Source organism: Pseudomonas sp. GM24, from assembly GCF_000282235.1.
In the GTDB taxonomy this organism is placed as follows: Bacteria; Pseudomonadota; Gammaproteobacteria; order Pseudomonadales; family Pseudomonadaceae; genus Aquipseudomonas.
This window is the reverse complement of sequence record NZ_AKJR01000246.1, coordinates 1-16,181: the sequence shown is the minus strand read 5'-3', so window position 1 is coordinate 16,181 and position 16,181 is coordinate 1. Positions and strand designations below refer to the sequence as shown.

The window sequence follows — 16,181 nt, the reverse complement described above, 5'->3', positions numbered from 1 at the left end:
GAGGGCTGGGGTGAGGGGGCGCGATTTCAGCCCGCACAAAAAAGCCCCGCCTGATCACTCAGGCGGGGCTTTTGCGTTACAGCAGGGCGCTTAGTTCGAGCTGACCGCCGAACGTGGCATCACTGGCTGGTTGTCGTTGGAAATGGTCACTTCCACGCGACGGTTCATTGCACGACCGGAAGCGCTGCCGTTTTCGGCAACCGGGTATTCCTTGCCGTAGCCTTGGGTGACGATACGCGCTGGATCAACGCCCATTTTCACCAGTGCGGTGCGCACGGAGTTGGCGCGACGCTCGGACAGCGACTGGTTGTGGCTGGCTGTACCGGTGCTGTCGGTGTAACCCTCGACGATCACTTTGCGATCCGGGTTTTCCTGGAGGAATTGCGCCAGTTTGTTGATGTTCACCAGGCCGCTGGATTTAAGGTCGGCACGGTCGGTGGCGAACAGCACGTCACCGAAAGTCACTAGCGTACCGCGATCGGTCTGCTTGGCGTTCAGGCTGTCCTGCAGCTGTTTGATCTGCTGATCGCGAGCATCCAGACGCGCTTGAGCACGTTGGGCAGCTGCGTTCTTCAGATTGTTTTCAGCGGTGCGCAGGGCGATGGTCTGCTTGGCCACTTCCACACGCTGGTTGGTCAGGTAAGCCAGTTGGTCAACTTTGGCCGCGTCTTGTTTGTCCAGGTAAGCCTTGTCGGCCTTGTCCAGGTAATCGCTGGCGTCTTTGGTTTCCAGCGCCGCGACTTTGCTTGCCTGCGGGTTGGCTTGCAGGCCGGCGTAGTTGGTGCGCGCGTTTTCCAGATTCGGGTTAGGCGGAGTGGAGCAGGCAGCCAGAGCAACGCTTGCGGCCAGAAGAGCGGGGATCATCAGTTGCTTACGCATAATTTTCGTCCTTTCTATCGATAAGAGATTCAGCTTTGCGGTCGGGATGCGCGCTTACTGCACGGTGCGCTGACTTTCCTGACGCAGTTCCTGAACACCTTTCTGGGAATCCTTCACAGCCTGTTCGGCTTTTGCGGCCTGAGCCTTGCGTTCGGCGACGCGAGCGTCCCATTCGGCTTGCTCGGACAGGGTGCGAGCCTCGTCATACTTCTTGTCGTGCATGGCGATTTCGGCTTGTTTCAGTTTGTCCTGCGCCTGCTTCATCTCAACCGCAGCGAACTCGGTACCGCCGGCGCTGACAGCGCTGTTCACGGCCGATTGGGTCACGGCGTATTGCTCGCTCGGTGGGTTACCGGCGCAACCGGCTAGCACGAAGCTGGTGCCGATGGCCAGAGCCGCCAGTTTCAGACCGCGCAGGTGGGTAAACGAGGTTTGGTTTTTCATGGTCTTCAACTCCATTAGGCATCTCCTGAATACATCTGAATCCATCCTGGTCGAGGAGCCGCAAGCGACGTGTGAAAGCGCGTTTTTGAAACGCTCGTTCCAGGCGTGGTTACAGGTTCCGACCGGCGGGATTTTTCAAAAGTTCAGAAAAGATGGCCTATCGCCAAAATAATTTTTGACTGAATGGACAAGGCTCTAAAGCGGGAACTTTGGCGGGATGAAGCGGTACGCGCGGGGAAAGAAAGACGTAGTGCTGGAGGAAAAATACATTCCCTGTGGGAGCTGGCTTGCCAGCGATGGGGCCATCAGATTCAACACATCGGTGACTGAACGGACGCCATCGCTGGCAAGCCAGCTCCCACAGGGTTAACGCAATGCCGGATCAGTGATTTTGCTTGCCTGCTGCGGCCGAGAGGTCATGCAAATGCCGGCGCGAAAGCGCCAGAAACCGCGGCGTAGGCCCGACATCCTCATACAACGGATCACCTTCCTCATCCGTCGCCACCACCGTCGAACCCTTCACATACGGCAGGCTCGCCTCAAACTCTTCAAGCGCCGCGCCGATCAGTTCGCCGAGCAATTCTTCGACATGCCGTTTGGGGTACATCTCGGTAATCGCTGCCAGACGCGCAGCGGCTTCAACGTCCAAATGAATCGAGTAGCCAGTGTCGGTCAGGCGACCCTTGGCGTTTTCTTCCCAATGCTGGGCGAGTTCACGAATTTTCATGATGACCTCATTTCGCACCTGCTCATGGCAGGTCTGGGTGAGTGTCCGCCGGGGCCGGCGGCAAGCCGTTGTACGGCTTACTGTTGAGACTAGCTTTCGCCCGCAAGGTTTAACGTCCCTTGGTCGGATGCTTGTAAGAAGCGTCGTAGAGCGGCACTCTCTAGGTCATGCACTCGTTTCTAAGCCGTCCGGATTACTGCTGGGGAATTGCTGATGACCGATATTGATGCACGCTTGCGCGAAGACGTTCACCTGCTCGGAGAGCTGTTGGGCAACACCATTCGAGACCAGTACGGCGAGGCCTTTCTCGACAAGATCGAGCAGATTCGCAAAGGCGCCAAGGCCGATCGGCGTGGCTCGATGGACGCTGAACTGAGCGCCAGCCTCAATCAATTGAGCGAAGACGAGTTGCTCCCGGTAGCCCGGGCGTTCAACCAGTTCCTCAATCTGGCGAACATCGCCGAGCAGTATCAGTTGATCCATCGGCGCGAAGAGTCGCAGCCGGCGCCGTTCGAATCCCGCGTATTGCCGGAATTGCTCGCGCGTTTGCGCAGCGAAGGCCACAGCGCCGAGTCGCTGGCCCGGCAATTGGCGCGCCTGGAAATTGAATTGGTCTTGACCGCGCACCCGACCGAAGTGGCACGCCGCACGCTGATCCAGAAGTACGACGCGATCGCCGGGCAACTCGCCGCGCAGGATCATCGCGACCTGACCACAGCCGAACGCGAACAGATTCAAAATACCCTGCAACGGCTGATCGCCGAAGCCTGGCACACCGAAGAAATCCGCCGCACACGACCGACACCGGTTGATGAAGCCAAATGGGGTTTCGCGGTGATCGAGCACTCGCTGTGGCAAGCGATCCCCAACCATATGCGCAAGGCCGACAAGGCGTTGTACGAAGCGACCGGCCTGCGTCTACCCTTGGAAGCGGCGCCGATTCGCTTCGCTTCCTGGATGGGCGGCGACCGAGACGGCAACCCCAACGTCACCGCTGCGGTGACCCGCGAAGTGTTGCTGCTGGCGCGCTGGATGGCCGCCGATTTGTACCTGCGCGATGTCGATCATCTGGCGGCCGAACTGTCGATGCAGCAGGCCAGTGAAGCCCTCAAAGCCAAAGCCGGCGACAGCGCCGAACCGTATCGCGCGGTGCTCAAACAACTGCGCGAACGCCTGCGCGCCACGCGCAACTGGGCACACGCCGCGCTGACTGCGCCAACCCCGGCGCCGGCCGATGTGCTGCACAACAACCGCGATCTGCTTGATCCGCTGGAGCTGTGTTTCAACTCGCTGCACGAATGCGGTATGGGCGTGATTGCAGACGGCCCGTTGCTCGATTGCTTGCGTCGTGCGGTGACCTTCGGCTTGTTCCTCGTGCGCCTCGATGTGCGGCAGGATTCCTCGCGGCACAGTTCGGCGATGACTGAAATCACTGATTACCTCGGTCTCGGTCGCTATGAAGACTGGGACGAAGAGCAGCGCATCACCTTCCTGACCCGCGAATTGAGCAATCGTCGGCCATTGCTGCCGGCGCATTTCAAGCCTTCTGCTGATACCGCCGAAGTGCTCAACACCTGCAAGGAGATCGCCGCCGCGCCGGGTGCGTCGCTGGGTTCCTACGTGATTTCCATGGCCGGCGCCGCTTCCGATGTGCTCGCCGTGCAACTGCTGCTCAAAGAGTCCGGCGTGTTGCGGCCGATGCGCGTGGTGCCGCTGTTCGAAACCCTCGCCGACCTCGACAACGCCGGGCCGGTGATGGAGCGGCTGTTGCTGCTGCCGGGTTACCGCGCGCGGCTGCAAGGCCCGCAGGAAGTGATGATCGGTTACTCCGACTCGGCCAAGGACGCCGGCACCACGGCGGCGGCCTGGGCGCAATATCGCGCGCAGGAGCGCCTGGTGGAAATCTGCCGCGAGCAGCAAGTCGAGCTGCTGCTGTTTCACGGTCGCGGCGGCACTGTGGGCCGTGGCGGTGGCCCGGCCCACGCGGCGATTCTGTCGCAGCCACCGGGTTCGGTGGCGGGGCGGTTCCGTACCACCGAGCAGGGGGAAATGATTCGATTCAAATTCGGCCTGCCGGACATCGCCGAGCAAAACCTCAATCTGTATCTGGCGGCGGTGCTTGAAGCGACCTTGCTGCCACCGCCGCCACCGACGCCAGAGTGGCGTCATCTGATGGATGAATTGGCGGCTGATGGTGTCAGTGCTTATCGCCAGGTCGTGCGGGAAAATCCGCAGTTCGTCGAGTATTTCCGCCAGTCCACACCCGAGCAGGAACTGGGTCGTTTGCCGCTCGGCAGTCGCCCGGCCAAACGCCGGGCCGGCGGTATCGAAAGCCTGCGGGCAATCCCGTGGATCTTCGGCTGGACGCAAACGCGGTTGATGCTGCCAGCGTGGCTCGGTTGGGAATCGGCACTGAGCAAGGCGTTGGAGCGCGGCGAGGGCGAGTTGCTTGGGCAAATGCGCGAGCAGTGGCCGTTCTTCCGCACGCGCATCGACATGCTGGAGATGGTCCTGGCCAAGGCTGACGCGGATATCGCGCTGTCCTACGATGAACGTCTGGTCGAGCCGGATCTGTTGCCGTTGGGCGCGCAGTTACGCGACCTATTGTCGCAGGCGTGCGCGGTGGTGCTTGGCCTGACTGGCCAGTCGCAGCTGCTGGCACATAGCCCTGACACCCTCGAATTCATCCGGCTGCGCAACACCTACCTCGACCCGCTGCATCTATTGCAGGCCGAATTGCTGGCCCGTTCGCGACAGCAGGATGTCGAGCAGGGCAGCCCGGTGGAACAGGCGTTGCTGGTGTCTGTGGCGGGGATTGCCGCCGGTTTGCGAAATACCGGCTAACGTTTTTGTCGTGGCGCGCGGCACCGCACACAAATGCCGGGTGCCGCTTTGCCTGGCGGATGAAAATGCCGCCAGGCGACAGTTATTGATGGGGTTGCGACTTGGGTTACCGCGTCGCAAGGTCGCGGGGGGCGTCGGTTTCTCCGACTTTTGGCGTCTTGTGTGGGCGCAGCCTGCTGTGTATCTTGATCAGCCTTTGGCCGTTTGTGCGGCCACGACCCGTATTTTCAGGATTCGTCCCAAGAGGCGAATCCTTTGTTTTGTAAAAGCTTTTTATAAAAAAATTGAGGAGCACATCTAATGCGCGTCATTCTGCTGGGAGCTCCCGGGGCCGGTAAAGGTACTCAGGCTAAGTTCATCACCGAAAAATTCGGCATTCCACAAATTTCCACCGGCGACATGCTGCGTGCAGCGGTCAAGGCCGGTACTCCGCTGGGCGTGCAAGCCAAGAGCATCATGGATGCCGGCGGCCTGGTGTCGGATGACCTGATCATCGCACTGGTTCAGGACCGTATCGCTCAGCCAGACTGCGCCAACGGTTTCCTGTTCGACGGCTTCCCGCGCACCATTCCGCAGGCTGAAGCCCTGGTGACTGCCGGCGTCGAGCTGGATGCCGTGGTTGAAATCGCTGTTGAAGACGAAGAAATCGTTCAACGCATCGCCGGCCGTCGTGTTCACGAAGCCAGCGGCCGCGTTTACCACATCGTCTACAACCCGCCGAAAATCGCGGGCAAAGACGACATCACCGGCGAAGAGCTGGTACAGCGCAAGGACGACACCGAAGAAACCGTGCGTCATCGCCTGTCGGTCTACCATTCGCAGACCAAGCCGCTGGTGGAGTTCTATCAGAACCTGTCCGAGAAAAACGCTGGCAAGCCGAAGTACAGCCACATCGAAGGCGTTGGTTCGGTTGATGCGATCACCACCAAGGTGCTGGCCGCGCTGAGCTGAAAAGTCTGATCGGCTGCATCATCCACGGCCCGCTTGCGGGCCGTAGTTGTTTATACTGACGCACTTTTTCCCACCCCTGTTTTGGAAACATCGATGAGCACCTTGCTGGCCCTGGACACCGCGACTGAAGCTTGCTCCGTTGCCTTGCTGCATGACGGCAATGTCACGAGCCATTACGAGGTGATCCCGCGCCTGCATGCGCAGAAGCTGTTGCCGATGATCCAGCAACTGCTGGCCGATGCCGGCACCACGCTGCAAGCGGTCGATGCGATTGCTTTCGGTCGTGGCCCGGGTGCGTTTACCGGTGTGCGGATTGCCATTGGTGTGGTGCAAGGTTTGGCGTTCGCGCTGGATCGTCCGGTGTTGCCGGTGTCCAATCTGGCCGTGTTGGCGCAACGTGCGTTGCGTGAGCACGGCGTTAGCCAGGTCGCGGCGGCCATCGATGCGCGGATGGATGAAGTGTATTGGGGCTGCTACCGTGAGACGGCAGGGGAGATGCGTCTGGTCGGTGCCGAAGCTGTGTTGCCACCGGAAGTCGCCGCGCTGCCGGCCGATGCCAGTGGCGACTGGTTTGGTGCTGGCACCGGTTGGGGTTATGGCGAGCGGATCGCGGTCGATCTGACCGGCTCCGACGCCGGCATGTTGCCCCACGCCGAAGACTTGCTGACCTTGGCGCGTTTCGCTTGGGAGCGCGGCGAGTCGATCCCGGCGGATGATGCACAACCGGTTTACCTGCGCGACAAAGTCGCCACCCCCAAGGCTCGTTGAGCCTTTAAAAAGATCGCAGCCTGCGGCAGCTCCTACAAGGATCGCATTCCAAATGTAGGAGCTGCCGCAGGCTGCGATCTTTTGATCTTCTGAAGCCAATCGTCAGTTTCTAACCCCCCGCTTTAAACCTTTTGCGCTTTATGTGTTCTAGTTATCACTCGGCGGTTTGCTAAGTCGGTCAAGTGCCGCTAAATTGCCATCATCGATACCGAGCATGAAATTATGCGTATAGACGGCCTTTCCTCTCAGTCCTACCCCATCAAGCGCAAGCCTCGCAAAGGCAATGTGGCGCTGGATGAATCCGTCGACGATATCGACGGCGAGCTGGAATTCCCGACTGAAGAGCAATTGGCCGCCCGCGCTGCCAAAGCCTCGGCCCAACGCCTGAGCAATCTGCCTGCCCGTCAGCAAGACATGATCTATCACCGTGCGATGAAAAAGAGCGTAGCGATGGCCTTGGCCAGTTACCTGAGCACCGCCGGTTTTGTCGATTGGGATGCAGACGTGCTGGGCCTCGATCTGTACATCTGATGGATCTGCCTTACTACCTCGGTTGCCCGTCCTGGAGCGAAAACGCCTGGCGCGAATATCTGTACCCGGTAGATGCAAAAACCTCTGACTTCCTCGGTCTGTATTCCCAAGTGTTCAACGCCGTTGAAGGCAATACGACCTTCTATGCCAGTCCATCGCCCGCGACTGTGCAGCGTTGGGCTGAAGTTATGCCCGAGCACTTTCGCTTCACCGCCAAATTCCCCGGCGACATCAGCCACAGCGGAGACCTGCGCGAGCAACTGACCGCCGCCGAAACCTTCCTGCAATTACTCAAGCCGCTCGGTGAGCGTGTTTCGCCGCTGTGGCTGCAACTGTCGAAAAGCTTCACGCCGCATCGCCTGCCGGAACTGGCGGCGTTCATCGATGCGCTGGATTGTCCGTTGGCGGTGGAAGTACGGCATGAGCAGTTCTTCGCCAAGGGCGAGAGCGAACGTTTGCTCAATCGTCTGCTGCTGGACCGTGGTGTCGAGCGCATTTGCCTTGATCCGCGTGCGCTGTTCAGCTGCCTGTCGACCGAGTCGTCGGTGATCCACGCGCAATCGAAAAAGCCGCGAGTGCCGACGCGCCCGGCGGCGTTTACGCAGTTCCCGCAGGTGCGTTTCATTGGCCATCCGGAACTGGAAGCCAACGACTCGTTCCTGCTGCCGTGGGTGGCGAAAATCGCCGAGTGGATCGAAGAGGGGCGTACGCCGTACATCTTTCTGCACACCGCCGACAACCTCCTGGCGGCGAAGCTGGCGCAACGTTTTCACGCACAACTGATGCAACGTTTGCCTGGCCTGCCGGCGCTGCCTGAGCTATACAGAGAACCCGCTGCGGAGCAACTTGGCCTGCTCTGAAGCGGATTTTTATCCTGCTCAGGAGCCTGCCGATGGATGCCCAAGCCGTTAAAGCACACGCCTTCAAAGCCCTGCATGAACGTCCGGGGATTTTCGTCATTCCCAATCCGTGGGATGCCGGTTCGGCGAAAATGCTCGCCGGCCTCGGCTATCAGGCGTTGGCAACGACCAGTGCCGGTTACGCGTTTTCCCAGGGCAAGCCCGATGGTGCGCTAGGTCTCGACGAGACCCTGGCCAATGTCCGCGCGATTGTCGCGGCCACCGATTTGCCGGTGGCGGTGGATCTCGAAAACGGTTTTTCCGATGACCCGGCCGAAGCCGCGAAAAGCCTGCTTCGCGCAGCAGAGGCGGGTGCGGTCGGTGGCTCGATCGAAGACGCCACGGGCCGCGCGGATGCGCCGATCTATTGCTTCGAACACGCTGTGGCACGTATCGAAGCGGCCGTCGCCGCTGTGCGCACGCTGCCATTCCCATTCATCCTGACGGCGCGCGCGGAAAACTACCTGCACGGCAATCCTGATATCAACGACACCATCCGCCGCTTGCAGGCCTTCGCCGAAGCGGGCGCCGACGTGTTGTACGCGCCAGGTTTGCGCAACGCCGAAGAGGTGCTGGCAGTGGTGCGCGCGGTGGCGCCGAAACCGGTCAATGTGTTGATGTCCGGCGGTTTGAAACTGACCGTGCAGGAGCTGCAAGAAATGGGTGTGCGGCGTATCAGCACCGGCTCGGCATTGGCGTTGGCGGCGTTCGGCGAGTTCTTCCGCGCCGCTGAAGAGATCCAGCAATCCGGCACGTTCGGGTTTACCGCGCAGTCGATGCCGTACGCCAAAGCCAACCAGTTTTTCAAAGGCTGAACATGGGGCGGTGGATATTCTGGCTGGTGCTGCTGATGATTGGCGGCGCTGCGGTCAGTGTCTGGCGCGGTTGGCTGGACGTACCGCCGCAATGGAATCCATGGGCGCCACTGGACGTCAAAGCCGCGCCCAATTGGCTGACCGGTTACAAGCTGATGCGCTTGCGCAGCGATCCTGAACTCTGCGCCCAGGCGTTGAGCAGCTCTGATCTGCGCGTCACGCGGCAATCCGACAGCCCCGACGCCAAGTGTCCACTGATCGGCGCCTTGCGCGTGCAGGGTGGTGAGGTGGCGCTGAGCAGCAGCTTCCTCGCCAGTTGTCCGCTGGCAGTGGCCTACGCGATGTTTGAACACCACACGCTGCAACCCGTCGCGAAATCCGTTTACGGGCAAAACATCGCGCGTGTCGATCACCTCGGCAGCTTCGCCTGTCGCAATGTCTACAACCGCGAAAGCGGCGCGCTCAGCCGTCATGCCAGTGCTGATGCGCTGGACATCGCCGGTTTTCGTCTGGCCGATGGCCGCACGGTCAGCGTGCTCAAGGACTGGCCCAAGCAAAATCAGGACGCGCAGTTTCTGCGTCAGTTGCGCGACGGTGCCTGTGAGGCATTCAGTGTGGTGTTGAGCCCGGATTACAACGCCGCCCACCGCAATCACTTTCATGTCGATGTCGGGCGCTGGAGCGTGTGTCGCTGAGGTTTAGGCGGCGAGGCGCAGGTTCTGCAGAACGATCGGGCGGGCCCAGCCATTATCGAAGTCCAGCGCCTTCTGTTGCTCGACGATTTCTTCCGGCGGGAACGGCGGATAAGGCTTTTGCAGCAGATCCAGATCGAATTCGGCAATCGGCAGGTACAGCGGTTTCTTCTGCGGGGCCGGGCCAGGCTCTGGAACGGGCTGACCATTGTTGATCACCACCGGACGCACCCAACTGCTGTCGAAATCCTGTTGCTCTTGCTGAGCTTTCAGTTCTTCCGGCGGGAACGGCGGGAATGGTTTGTCCAGCAAGTCCATTTCGAATTCGGCGATCGGCAGGAACAGCGGCTCTGGCGGACGCACTTCGGTTTCCACCACATCGCACTCGCGCTGGCTGACGATGTGCGCGTGCAGCTCGCTGCCGATGGTCGGTTCTTCAGGGCTGCTCAGGTCAACCGGAGGGAACGTACCGCAGGCAGGCACCACTTCACTCGTCTGTTCGGCCATCGCCTGGGCAAAGAAATCCTGCCACAGGTGACTGACGCCGCTCAGTGCTTGAGTGTTGTGACGGCTAAAGTCGCCATGGGGCGAGATGTAGCCAATCGATGTGGGAAGAATGCCTGACATTTTTTTCGGTTGACGCTCAGCTCTGGCAAAATGCGCGTTGAATGAATTATCGGCGGTTTTTGCCGATCCTTGAATTTTTGAGCGTGTTTTCCATGATCGAGCAACCTGCGGCCTGCCGCATCCATGTTCAGGCCCTCGGCCCGACGTTTGAAGCGCAAGCCGGGCAGTGGGCCGAGCGCCTGGGCCTGCCGCTTGAAGTGGCGGACGGCGAGTTTGCCTTGCAGGTCGGCGAGCAGGGTTTGCAGCTGCAACAGCTCGGCCCGGATGCACCGGGGCCGGTGCGGGTCGACTTTGTTGAAGGTGGTGCGGCGCATCGGCGCTTATACGGTGGCGGCAGCGGGCAGATGATCGCCAAGGCTGTCGGCATCGCTCAAGGCGTGCGCCCACGGGTGCTGGATGCCACGGCGGGGCTGGGCAAGGATGCGTTCGTGCTGGCCAGTCTCGGTTGCGAGATGAGCCTGATCGAACGCCAGCCGCTGATCGGCGCGCTGCTGGAAGATGGTCTGGCGCGGGCGGCGGAAGATTTCGACGTGGCGCCGATCGTGGCGCGGATGAAGTTGCTCAAGGGCAACTCCATCGAAGTCATGCAGAACTGGGAAGGTGAGGCGCCGCAGGTGATTTATCTCGACCCGATGTTTCCGCATCGCGAGAAGACTGCGCTGGTGAAAAAGGAAATGCGTCTGTTCCGGCCGTTGGTGGGTGATGATCCGGATGCGCCGGCGCTGTTGCAGGCCGCTTTGGCATTAGCGACGCACCGGGTGGTGGTCAAACGACCGCGCAAGGCACCGTGCATTGAGGGGCCGAAACCGAGTCATGCGCTGGATGGCAAATCGAGCCGCTATGACATCTACCCGAAGAAAGCGCTCAAGGCTTGATACCGAGTCGCGCTCATCGCTGGCAAGCCAGCTTCCACAGGGTTTGGTGGTGTGTACACGATTTGTGATCACACCCAAATCCTTGTGGGAGCTGGCTTGCCAGCGATGGCGTCAGTGCCGACACCGCAGAAATCAGGCTTTGTACGCCCGCATAAACAACCCCACCACTTCCTGCACATGGCTTTCCGCTGCCTCTTCAGTCAACGGCTCCCCACAGCCATACAACAGCCGAAAATTCCCCGCACCCTTGATCAGGCAAAAGAAATGCTCGGCGGCATTGCGCGGCAGATCGATGCTCAGCGCGCCTGTCTCGTGAATACGCGTCAACAACCGCTCCATGCCTTGCACCATGCGCTGAGGGCCGGCCTCGAAGAAGATCAGCGACAGCTTCGGATCCTGACTGCCCAGCGCCATGATCAAGCGGTGCAAGTTCACCGACTCATCACTGTTGATCAGGTGATGAAAGCCTCGCGCAATGTTCAGCAACACATTTTCCACGGCGATGCCTTCGGGCAATTCGAAGAACAATGGCGGCAATTGCTCCTCGCACTTGGCCACGACGGCGGCGGAGAACAGCGTCTCTTTGTCGTTGAAATGGCTGTAGACCGTCAGCTTCGACACGCCAGCCTCGCTGGCGACCGCGTCCATGCTGGTGTTGGCATAGCCATGACTCAGAAACAGAATTTTCGCCGCGTCGAGGATCGCCTGGCGCTTGGCCAGATCCTTGGGACGGCCCGGACCGTTTGGAGCTGAAAGATTGTTCGACATTCTTCGCTTTTAATACTGGACTGGTGAGTTTGCTATTAATAACATACCCGCCAGTATAATTATTCCAAGCACCATTAGCGAAAGGTCCGTCATCATGTTCCGCCATGCGTTGTCCCTCGCGTTGCCAGTGAGTCTGGCGTTCCTTTTGTCAGCGTGTGGTCAGGAAGAGGCGACGCAAGTCACCGTGCGACCGGCCATGGTGGTGCAGCCAGAGCCTTCGGCGCAGGCGATGGAAAGTTATCCGGGCGAGGTTCGCGCTCGCTACGAACCCGATCTGGCATTCCGCATTGGCGGCAAAGTCAGCCGACGACTGGTCGATGAAGGGCAGCGGGTGAAGGCTGATCAGCCACTCGCCGAACTCGATCCGCAGGACGTGCGCCTGCAGCTGGAAGCCACCCGCGCCCAGGTTGCCGCCGCCGAAGCCAATCTCAACCTGGTGCGTGCCGAGCGTGATCGCTACAAGACCCTGATGGATCGGCAGATGGTCAGCCGCTCGGCCTACGACAATGCGGAAAACCTTTACCGCTCCGGTGAAGCCCGCCTTAAACAAATCAAAGCCGAATTCAACGTATCGACCAATCAGGCCAGTTACGCGGTGCTGCGTGCGCCGCAGGATGGCGTGGTGGCCAAGCGTTCGGTGGAAGTCGGTCAGGTGGTTGCCGCTGGGCAAACGGTGTTTACCCTCGCCACCGACGGCGAGCGCGAAGTGTTGATCAGCCTGCCCGAGCAGAGCTTCGGGCGCTTCAAGGTCGGTCAGCCAGTGACGGTCGAGCTGTGGACGCAACAGAATCAGCGCTTCGCCGGGCAGATCCGCGAACTGTCGCCCGCCGCCGATCCACGCTCGCGCACCTTCGCCGCACGCATTTCCTTCACCGGTGGCAAAGTCCCGGCCGAACTGGGCCAGAGCGCCCGGGTGTTTGTGCAATCGGCCGATGCCGTGTCGCTGTCGGTGCCGCTCTCGGCGCTCACCGCCGAAAACGGCGCGACCTACGTCTGGGTCGTCAACGGCAACAACACCTTGAAGAAAACCCCAGTGCGCGTCGGCCCGTTCGGCGAAAAAACCGTGCCGGTGCTCGAAGGCTTGAGCGCCAGTGACTGGGTGGTGGCTGCCGGCGTGCATGTGTTGCTCGAAGGGCAGCAGGTGCGTCCGGTGGATCGCTCCAACCGTGTGGTCAATCTGGCGGACAAGGAGTAAGTCCCAATGCGCTTCAACCTTTCCGAATGGGCGCTGCGTAATCGCCAGATCGTGCTGTTCCTGATGCTTCTGCTGGCCATCGTCGGTGCGTTGTCCTACACCAAACTCGGCCAGAGCGAAGACCCGCCGTTCACCTTCAAAGCGATGGTGATCCAGACTCGCTGGCCGGGCGCGACCGCGCAGGAGGTCTCGCGGCAGGTTACCGAACGCATCGAAAAGAAGCTGATGGAAACCGGCGAATACGAGCGCATCGTCTCGTTCTCGCGCCCCGGCGAATCCCAGGTCACCTTCATTGCTCGCGATTCGATGCACTCCAAGGAAATCCCCGACCTCTGGTATCAGGTGCGCAAGAAGGTCAGCGATATTCGTCAGACCTTGCCGCCGGATATTCAGGGGCCGTTCTTCAACGATGAATTCGGCACCACGTTCGGCAATATCTATGCGCTGACCGGCGACGGTTTCGATTACGCGGTGCTCAAGGATTACGCCGATCGCATCCAGATTCAGCTGCAACGGGTCAAGGATGTCGGCAAGGTCGACTTGCTCGGTTTGCAGGACGAGAAGATCTGGGTCGAGCTGTCCAACGTCAAACTGGCGACCCTCGGCTTGCCGCTGGCGGCGGTACAACAAGCGCTGCAAGAACAGAACGCGGTGTCGACCGCCGGTTTCTTTGAAACCGGTAGCGAGCGCTTGCAGCTGCGGGTCTCGGGGAATTTTCAGACGGTCGAGGAGATAAAAAACTTCCCGATCCGCGTCGGCGATCGTACGTTCCGCATCTCCGATGTCGCCGATGTGCGCCGCGGGTTCAACGATCCACCGGCGCCGCGCATGCGTTTCATGGGTGAAGACGCGATCGGTCTGGCGGTGGCGATGAAGGATGGCGGTGACATTCTGGTGCTCGGTAAAGCACTGGAAGGCGAGTTCTCGCGCATCCAGAAAAACCTCCCGGCCGGCATGCAATTGCGCAAGGTTTCCGATCAACCGGCGGCGGTGAAAACCGGGGTCGGCGAGTTTGTTCAGGTGCTGGTCGAGGCGCTGGCGATTGTCTTGCTGGTGAGCTTCTTCTCACTTGGCGTGCGCACTGGCATGGTTGTGGCGCTGACCATTCCACTGGTGCTGGCGATGACTTTCGCCTGCATGTATTACCTCGGCATCGGCCTGCACAAGATCTCTCTTGGCGCGTTGGTGTTGGCGCTGGGCTTGCTGGTGGACGACGCGATCATTGCCGTGGAAATGATGGCGATCAAAATGGAGCAGGGTTTCGACCGTATCCGTGCGGCGAGTTATGCCTGGACCAGCACCGCGTTTCCGATGCTTACGGGGACGTTGATCACTGCCGCCGGGTTCCTGCCGATTGCCACGGCGCAGTCCGGTACTGGCGAGTACACACGCTCGATCTTCCAGGTGGTGACCATCGCGCTGCTCGCGTCCTGGGTGGCGGCAGTGATGTTCGTGCCGTATCTGGGGGAAAAACTCCTGCCGGATCTGGCGAAAATTCATGCGGCCAAACATGGCACTGGCGATGGTCAGGCTGATCCGTATGGCACGCCGTTTTATCAGCGCGTTCGGCGTCTGGTCGAGTGGTGCGTAATGCATCGCAAGACCGTGATCGTGCTGACGGTGGGGCTGTTTATCGCGTCGGTGATGTTGTTTCGTTTCGTCCCGCAGCAGTTTTTCCCGGCCTCGAATCGGCTGGAGTTGATGGTCGATCTGAAACTGGCTGAGGGTGCGTCGCTGGCCAATACCACCGGTGAAGTCAAACGTCTGGAAGCGATGCTCAAGGATCACGCCGGCATCGACAATTACGTCGCCTATGTTGGCACCGGCTCGCCGCGTTTCTATCTGCCGCTCGATCAGCAATTGCCGGCGGCGAGCTTCGCGCAGTTTGTGGTGTTGGCGAAGAACATCGAGGAGCGTGAGGCGCTGCGCAGCTGGTTGATCGAAACGCTTAACGAGCAATTTCCTGCATTGCGTTCGCGGGTCACGCGGTTGGAGAACGGTCCGCCGGTGGGTTATCCGGTGCAGTTCCGCGTGACCGGTGAACACATCGAAGAAGTTCGCGCGCTGGCGCGTAAGGTGGCAGCCAAGGTTCGCGAGAATCCGCATGTGGTCAATGTGCATCTGGATTGGGAGGAGCCGAGCAAAGTCGTGTATCTGAATATCGATCAGGATCGTGCCCGGGCGCTGGGTGTAAGCACGGCGAATCTGGCGAAATTTCTGCAGAGTTCGTTGACCGGGTCGAGTGTCAGCCAGTACCGCGAAGACAATGAGTTGATCGAGATTCTGTTGCGCGGCACGGTGCATGAGCGCACTGAATTGTCGTTGCTGCCGAGTCTGGCCGTGCCGACGGATAACGGTCGCAGTGTGGCGTTGTCGCAGATTGCCACGCTGGAATACGGCTTTGAGGAGGGGATCATCTGGCATCGTAATCGTCTGCCAAACGTGACCGTGCGCGCGGATATTTATGGCAAGGAGCAGCCGGCGACGTTGGTGAAGCAGATCATGCCGACGCTGGATTCGATTCGTGCCGAGTTGCCCGATGGTTATCTGTTGGATGTCGGCGGCACGGTGGAGGATTCCGAGCGTGGGCAGAAGTCGGTGAATGCCGGGGTGCCGATGTTCATTGTCGTGGTGCTGACGTTGTTGATGGTGCAGTTGCGCAGTTTTTCGCGTACGGCGATGGTGTTTTTGACGGCGCCGTTGGGGTTGATCGGGGTGACGTTGTTTTTGATGGTGTTCCGTCAGCCGTTCGGGTTTGTGGCGATGTTGGGGACGATTGCGTTGTCCGGGATGATCATGCGCAATTCGGTAATTCTGGTCGATCAGATCGAGCAGGATATTGCCTCGGGACTTAAGCCTTGGCAGGCGATTATCGAGGCTACGGTTCGACGCTTCAGGCCGATTGTGTTGACGGCTTTGGCGGCGGTGCTGGCGATGATTCCGTTGTCGCGGAGTGTGTTTTTTGGGCCGATGGCGGTGGCGATCATGGGTGGGTTGATTGTTGCGACTGCGCTGACGCTGTTGTTTTTGCCGGCGTTGTATGCGGCTTGGTTCCGGGTTCGCCGGGAGGTTTGATCTGCGTTTGACGTGGCGGCCTTCGGGCCGACCATGTTCTTGGGGTTTTGGGTGTATATCCGTTTTTGTGGGTGCTGCCGCTGGCGGTTTC

At 60.1% G+C, this 16,181-nt stretch carries 15 protein-coding genes; 10 read left to right on the top strand and 5 right to left on the bottom strand.

Annotated features, from left to right (window positions below; all coding sequences use genetic code 11):
* Positions 1-90: 90 nt before the first annotated feature.
* The 3 genes from PMI23_RS25320 to PMI23_RS25310 all read right to left on the bottom strand — a co-directional run bounded on the left by PMI23_RS25320 (position 91) and on the right by PMI23_RS25310 (position 2,050).
* Complete coding sequence (locus tag PMI23_RS25320) at positions 91-879, bottom strand: OmpA family protein (protein ID WP_007908901.1); 789 nt, start codon at positions 877-879, stop codon at positions 91-93.
* 54 nt (positions 880-933) lie between these two features.
* Entirely contained in the window at positions 934-1,338 is a 405-nt protein-coding gene (locus PMI23_RS25315; RefSeq protein ID WP_007908899.1) for a DUF4398 domain-containing protein, read from the bottom strand.
* A gap of 367 nt (positions 1,339-1,705) precedes the next feature.
* Positions 1,706-2,050 (bottom strand): hypothetical protein, encoded by a 345-nt coding sequence (locus PMI23_RS25310; RefSeq protein WP_007950201.1) that lies wholly within the window; start codon positions 2,048-2,050, stop codon positions 1,706-1,708.
* 213 nt (positions 2,051-2,263) lie between these two features.
* On the opposite strand from PMI23_RS25310, the gene ppc reads away from it, so the two are divergent.
* The 7 genes from ppc to PMI23_RS25270 all read left to right on the top strand — a co-directional run bounded on the left by ppc (position 2,264) and on the right by PMI23_RS25270 (position 9,553).
* Positions 2,264-4,894 (top strand): phosphoenolpyruvate carboxylase, encoded by a 2,631-nt coding sequence (gene ppc, locus PMI23_RS25305; RefSeq protein WP_007908896.1) that lies wholly within the window; start codon positions 2,264-2,266, stop codon positions 4,892-4,894.
* A 300-nt stretch (positions 4,895-5,194) separates the two neighbouring features.
* On the top strand, positions 5,195-5,845 hold the full coding sequence (adk, locus tag PMI23_RS25295) for an adenylate kinase (RefSeq protein ID WP_007908894.1): 651 nt from the start codon (positions 5,195-5,197) through the stop codon (positions 5,843-5,845).
* A gap of 93 nt (positions 5,846-5,938) precedes the next feature.
* Positions 5,939-6,613, top strand: a complete 675-nt coding sequence (tsaB, locus tag PMI23_RS25290) for a tRNA (adenosine(37)-N6)-threonylcarbamoyltransferase complex dimerization subunit type 1 TsaB (protein WP_007908891.1) — start codon at positions 5,939-5,941, stop codon at positions 6,611-6,613.
* Between the two features lie 222 nt (positions 6,614-6,835).
* Complete coding sequence (locus PMI23_RS25285; RefSeq protein WP_007908889.1) at positions 6,836-7,144, top strand: hypothetical protein; 309 nt, start codon at positions 6,836-6,838, stop codon at positions 7,142-7,144.
* Positions 7,144-8,004, top strand: a complete 861-nt coding sequence (locus PMI23_RS25280) for a DUF72 domain-containing protein (protein ID WP_007908887.1) — start codon at positions 7,144-7,146, stop codon at positions 8,002-8,004. The genes PMI23_RS25285 and PMI23_RS25280 overlap by 1 nt, the downstream gene beginning before the upstream one ends.
* A gap of 32 nt (positions 8,005-8,036) precedes the next feature.
* Entirely contained in the window at positions 8,037-8,858 is an 822-nt protein-coding gene (locus PMI23_RS25275) for an isocitrate lyase/PEP mutase family protein (RefSeq protein ID WP_007908885.1), read from the top strand.
* A 2-nt stretch (positions 8,859-8,860) separates the two neighbouring features.
* A complete protein-coding gene (locus tag PMI23_RS25270) occupies positions 8,861-9,553 on the top strand; it encodes an extensin-like domain-containing protein (RefSeq protein ID WP_007908884.1) in 693 nt (230 codons plus the stop codon).
* Between the two features lie 3 nt (positions 9,554-9,556).
* Here PMI23_RS25270 and PMI23_RS25265 read toward each other — a convergent pair whose 3' ends face one another.
* Positions 9,557-10,177: a hypothetical protein gene (locus PMI23_RS25265; RefSeq protein WP_007908883.1), complete on the bottom strand. Its 621-nt coding sequence runs from the start codon at positions 10,175-10,177 to the stop codon at positions 9,557-9,559.
* A 92-nt stretch (positions 10,178-10,269) separates the two neighbouring features.
* Here PMI23_RS25265 and PMI23_RS25260 point away from each other — a divergent pair, with 92 nt between their 5' ends.
* Positions 10,270-11,052, top strand: coding sequence for a class I SAM-dependent methyltransferase (locus PMI23_RS25260; RefSeq protein ID WP_007908882.1), 783 nt, complete (start codon positions 10,270-10,272; stop codon positions 11,050-11,052).
* Between the two features lie 132 nt (positions 11,053-11,184).
* Here the strand turns inward: PMI23_RS25260 and PMI23_RS25255 are convergent, their stop codons facing one another.
* Positions 11,185-11,820: a TetR/AcrR family transcriptional regulator gene (locus tag PMI23_RS25255; protein WP_007908881.1), complete on the bottom strand. Its 636-nt coding sequence runs from the start codon at positions 11,818-11,820 to the stop codon at positions 11,185-11,187.
* 94 nt (positions 11,821-11,914) lie between these two features.
* Here PMI23_RS25255 and PMI23_RS25250 point away from each other — a divergent pair, with 94 nt between their 5' ends.
* A complete protein-coding gene (locus tag PMI23_RS25250; RefSeq protein WP_007908880.1) occupies positions 11,915-13,015 on the top strand; it encodes an efflux RND transporter periplasmic adaptor subunit in 1,101 nt (366 codons plus the stop codon).
* Positions 13,016-13,021: 6 nt separating this feature from the next.
* A complete protein-coding gene (locus PMI23_RS25245) occupies positions 13,022-16,090 on the top strand; it encodes an efflux RND transporter permease subunit (RefSeq protein ID WP_007908878.1) in 3,069 nt (1,022 codons plus the stop codon).
* Positions 16,091-16,181 lie beyond the last annotated feature (91 nt).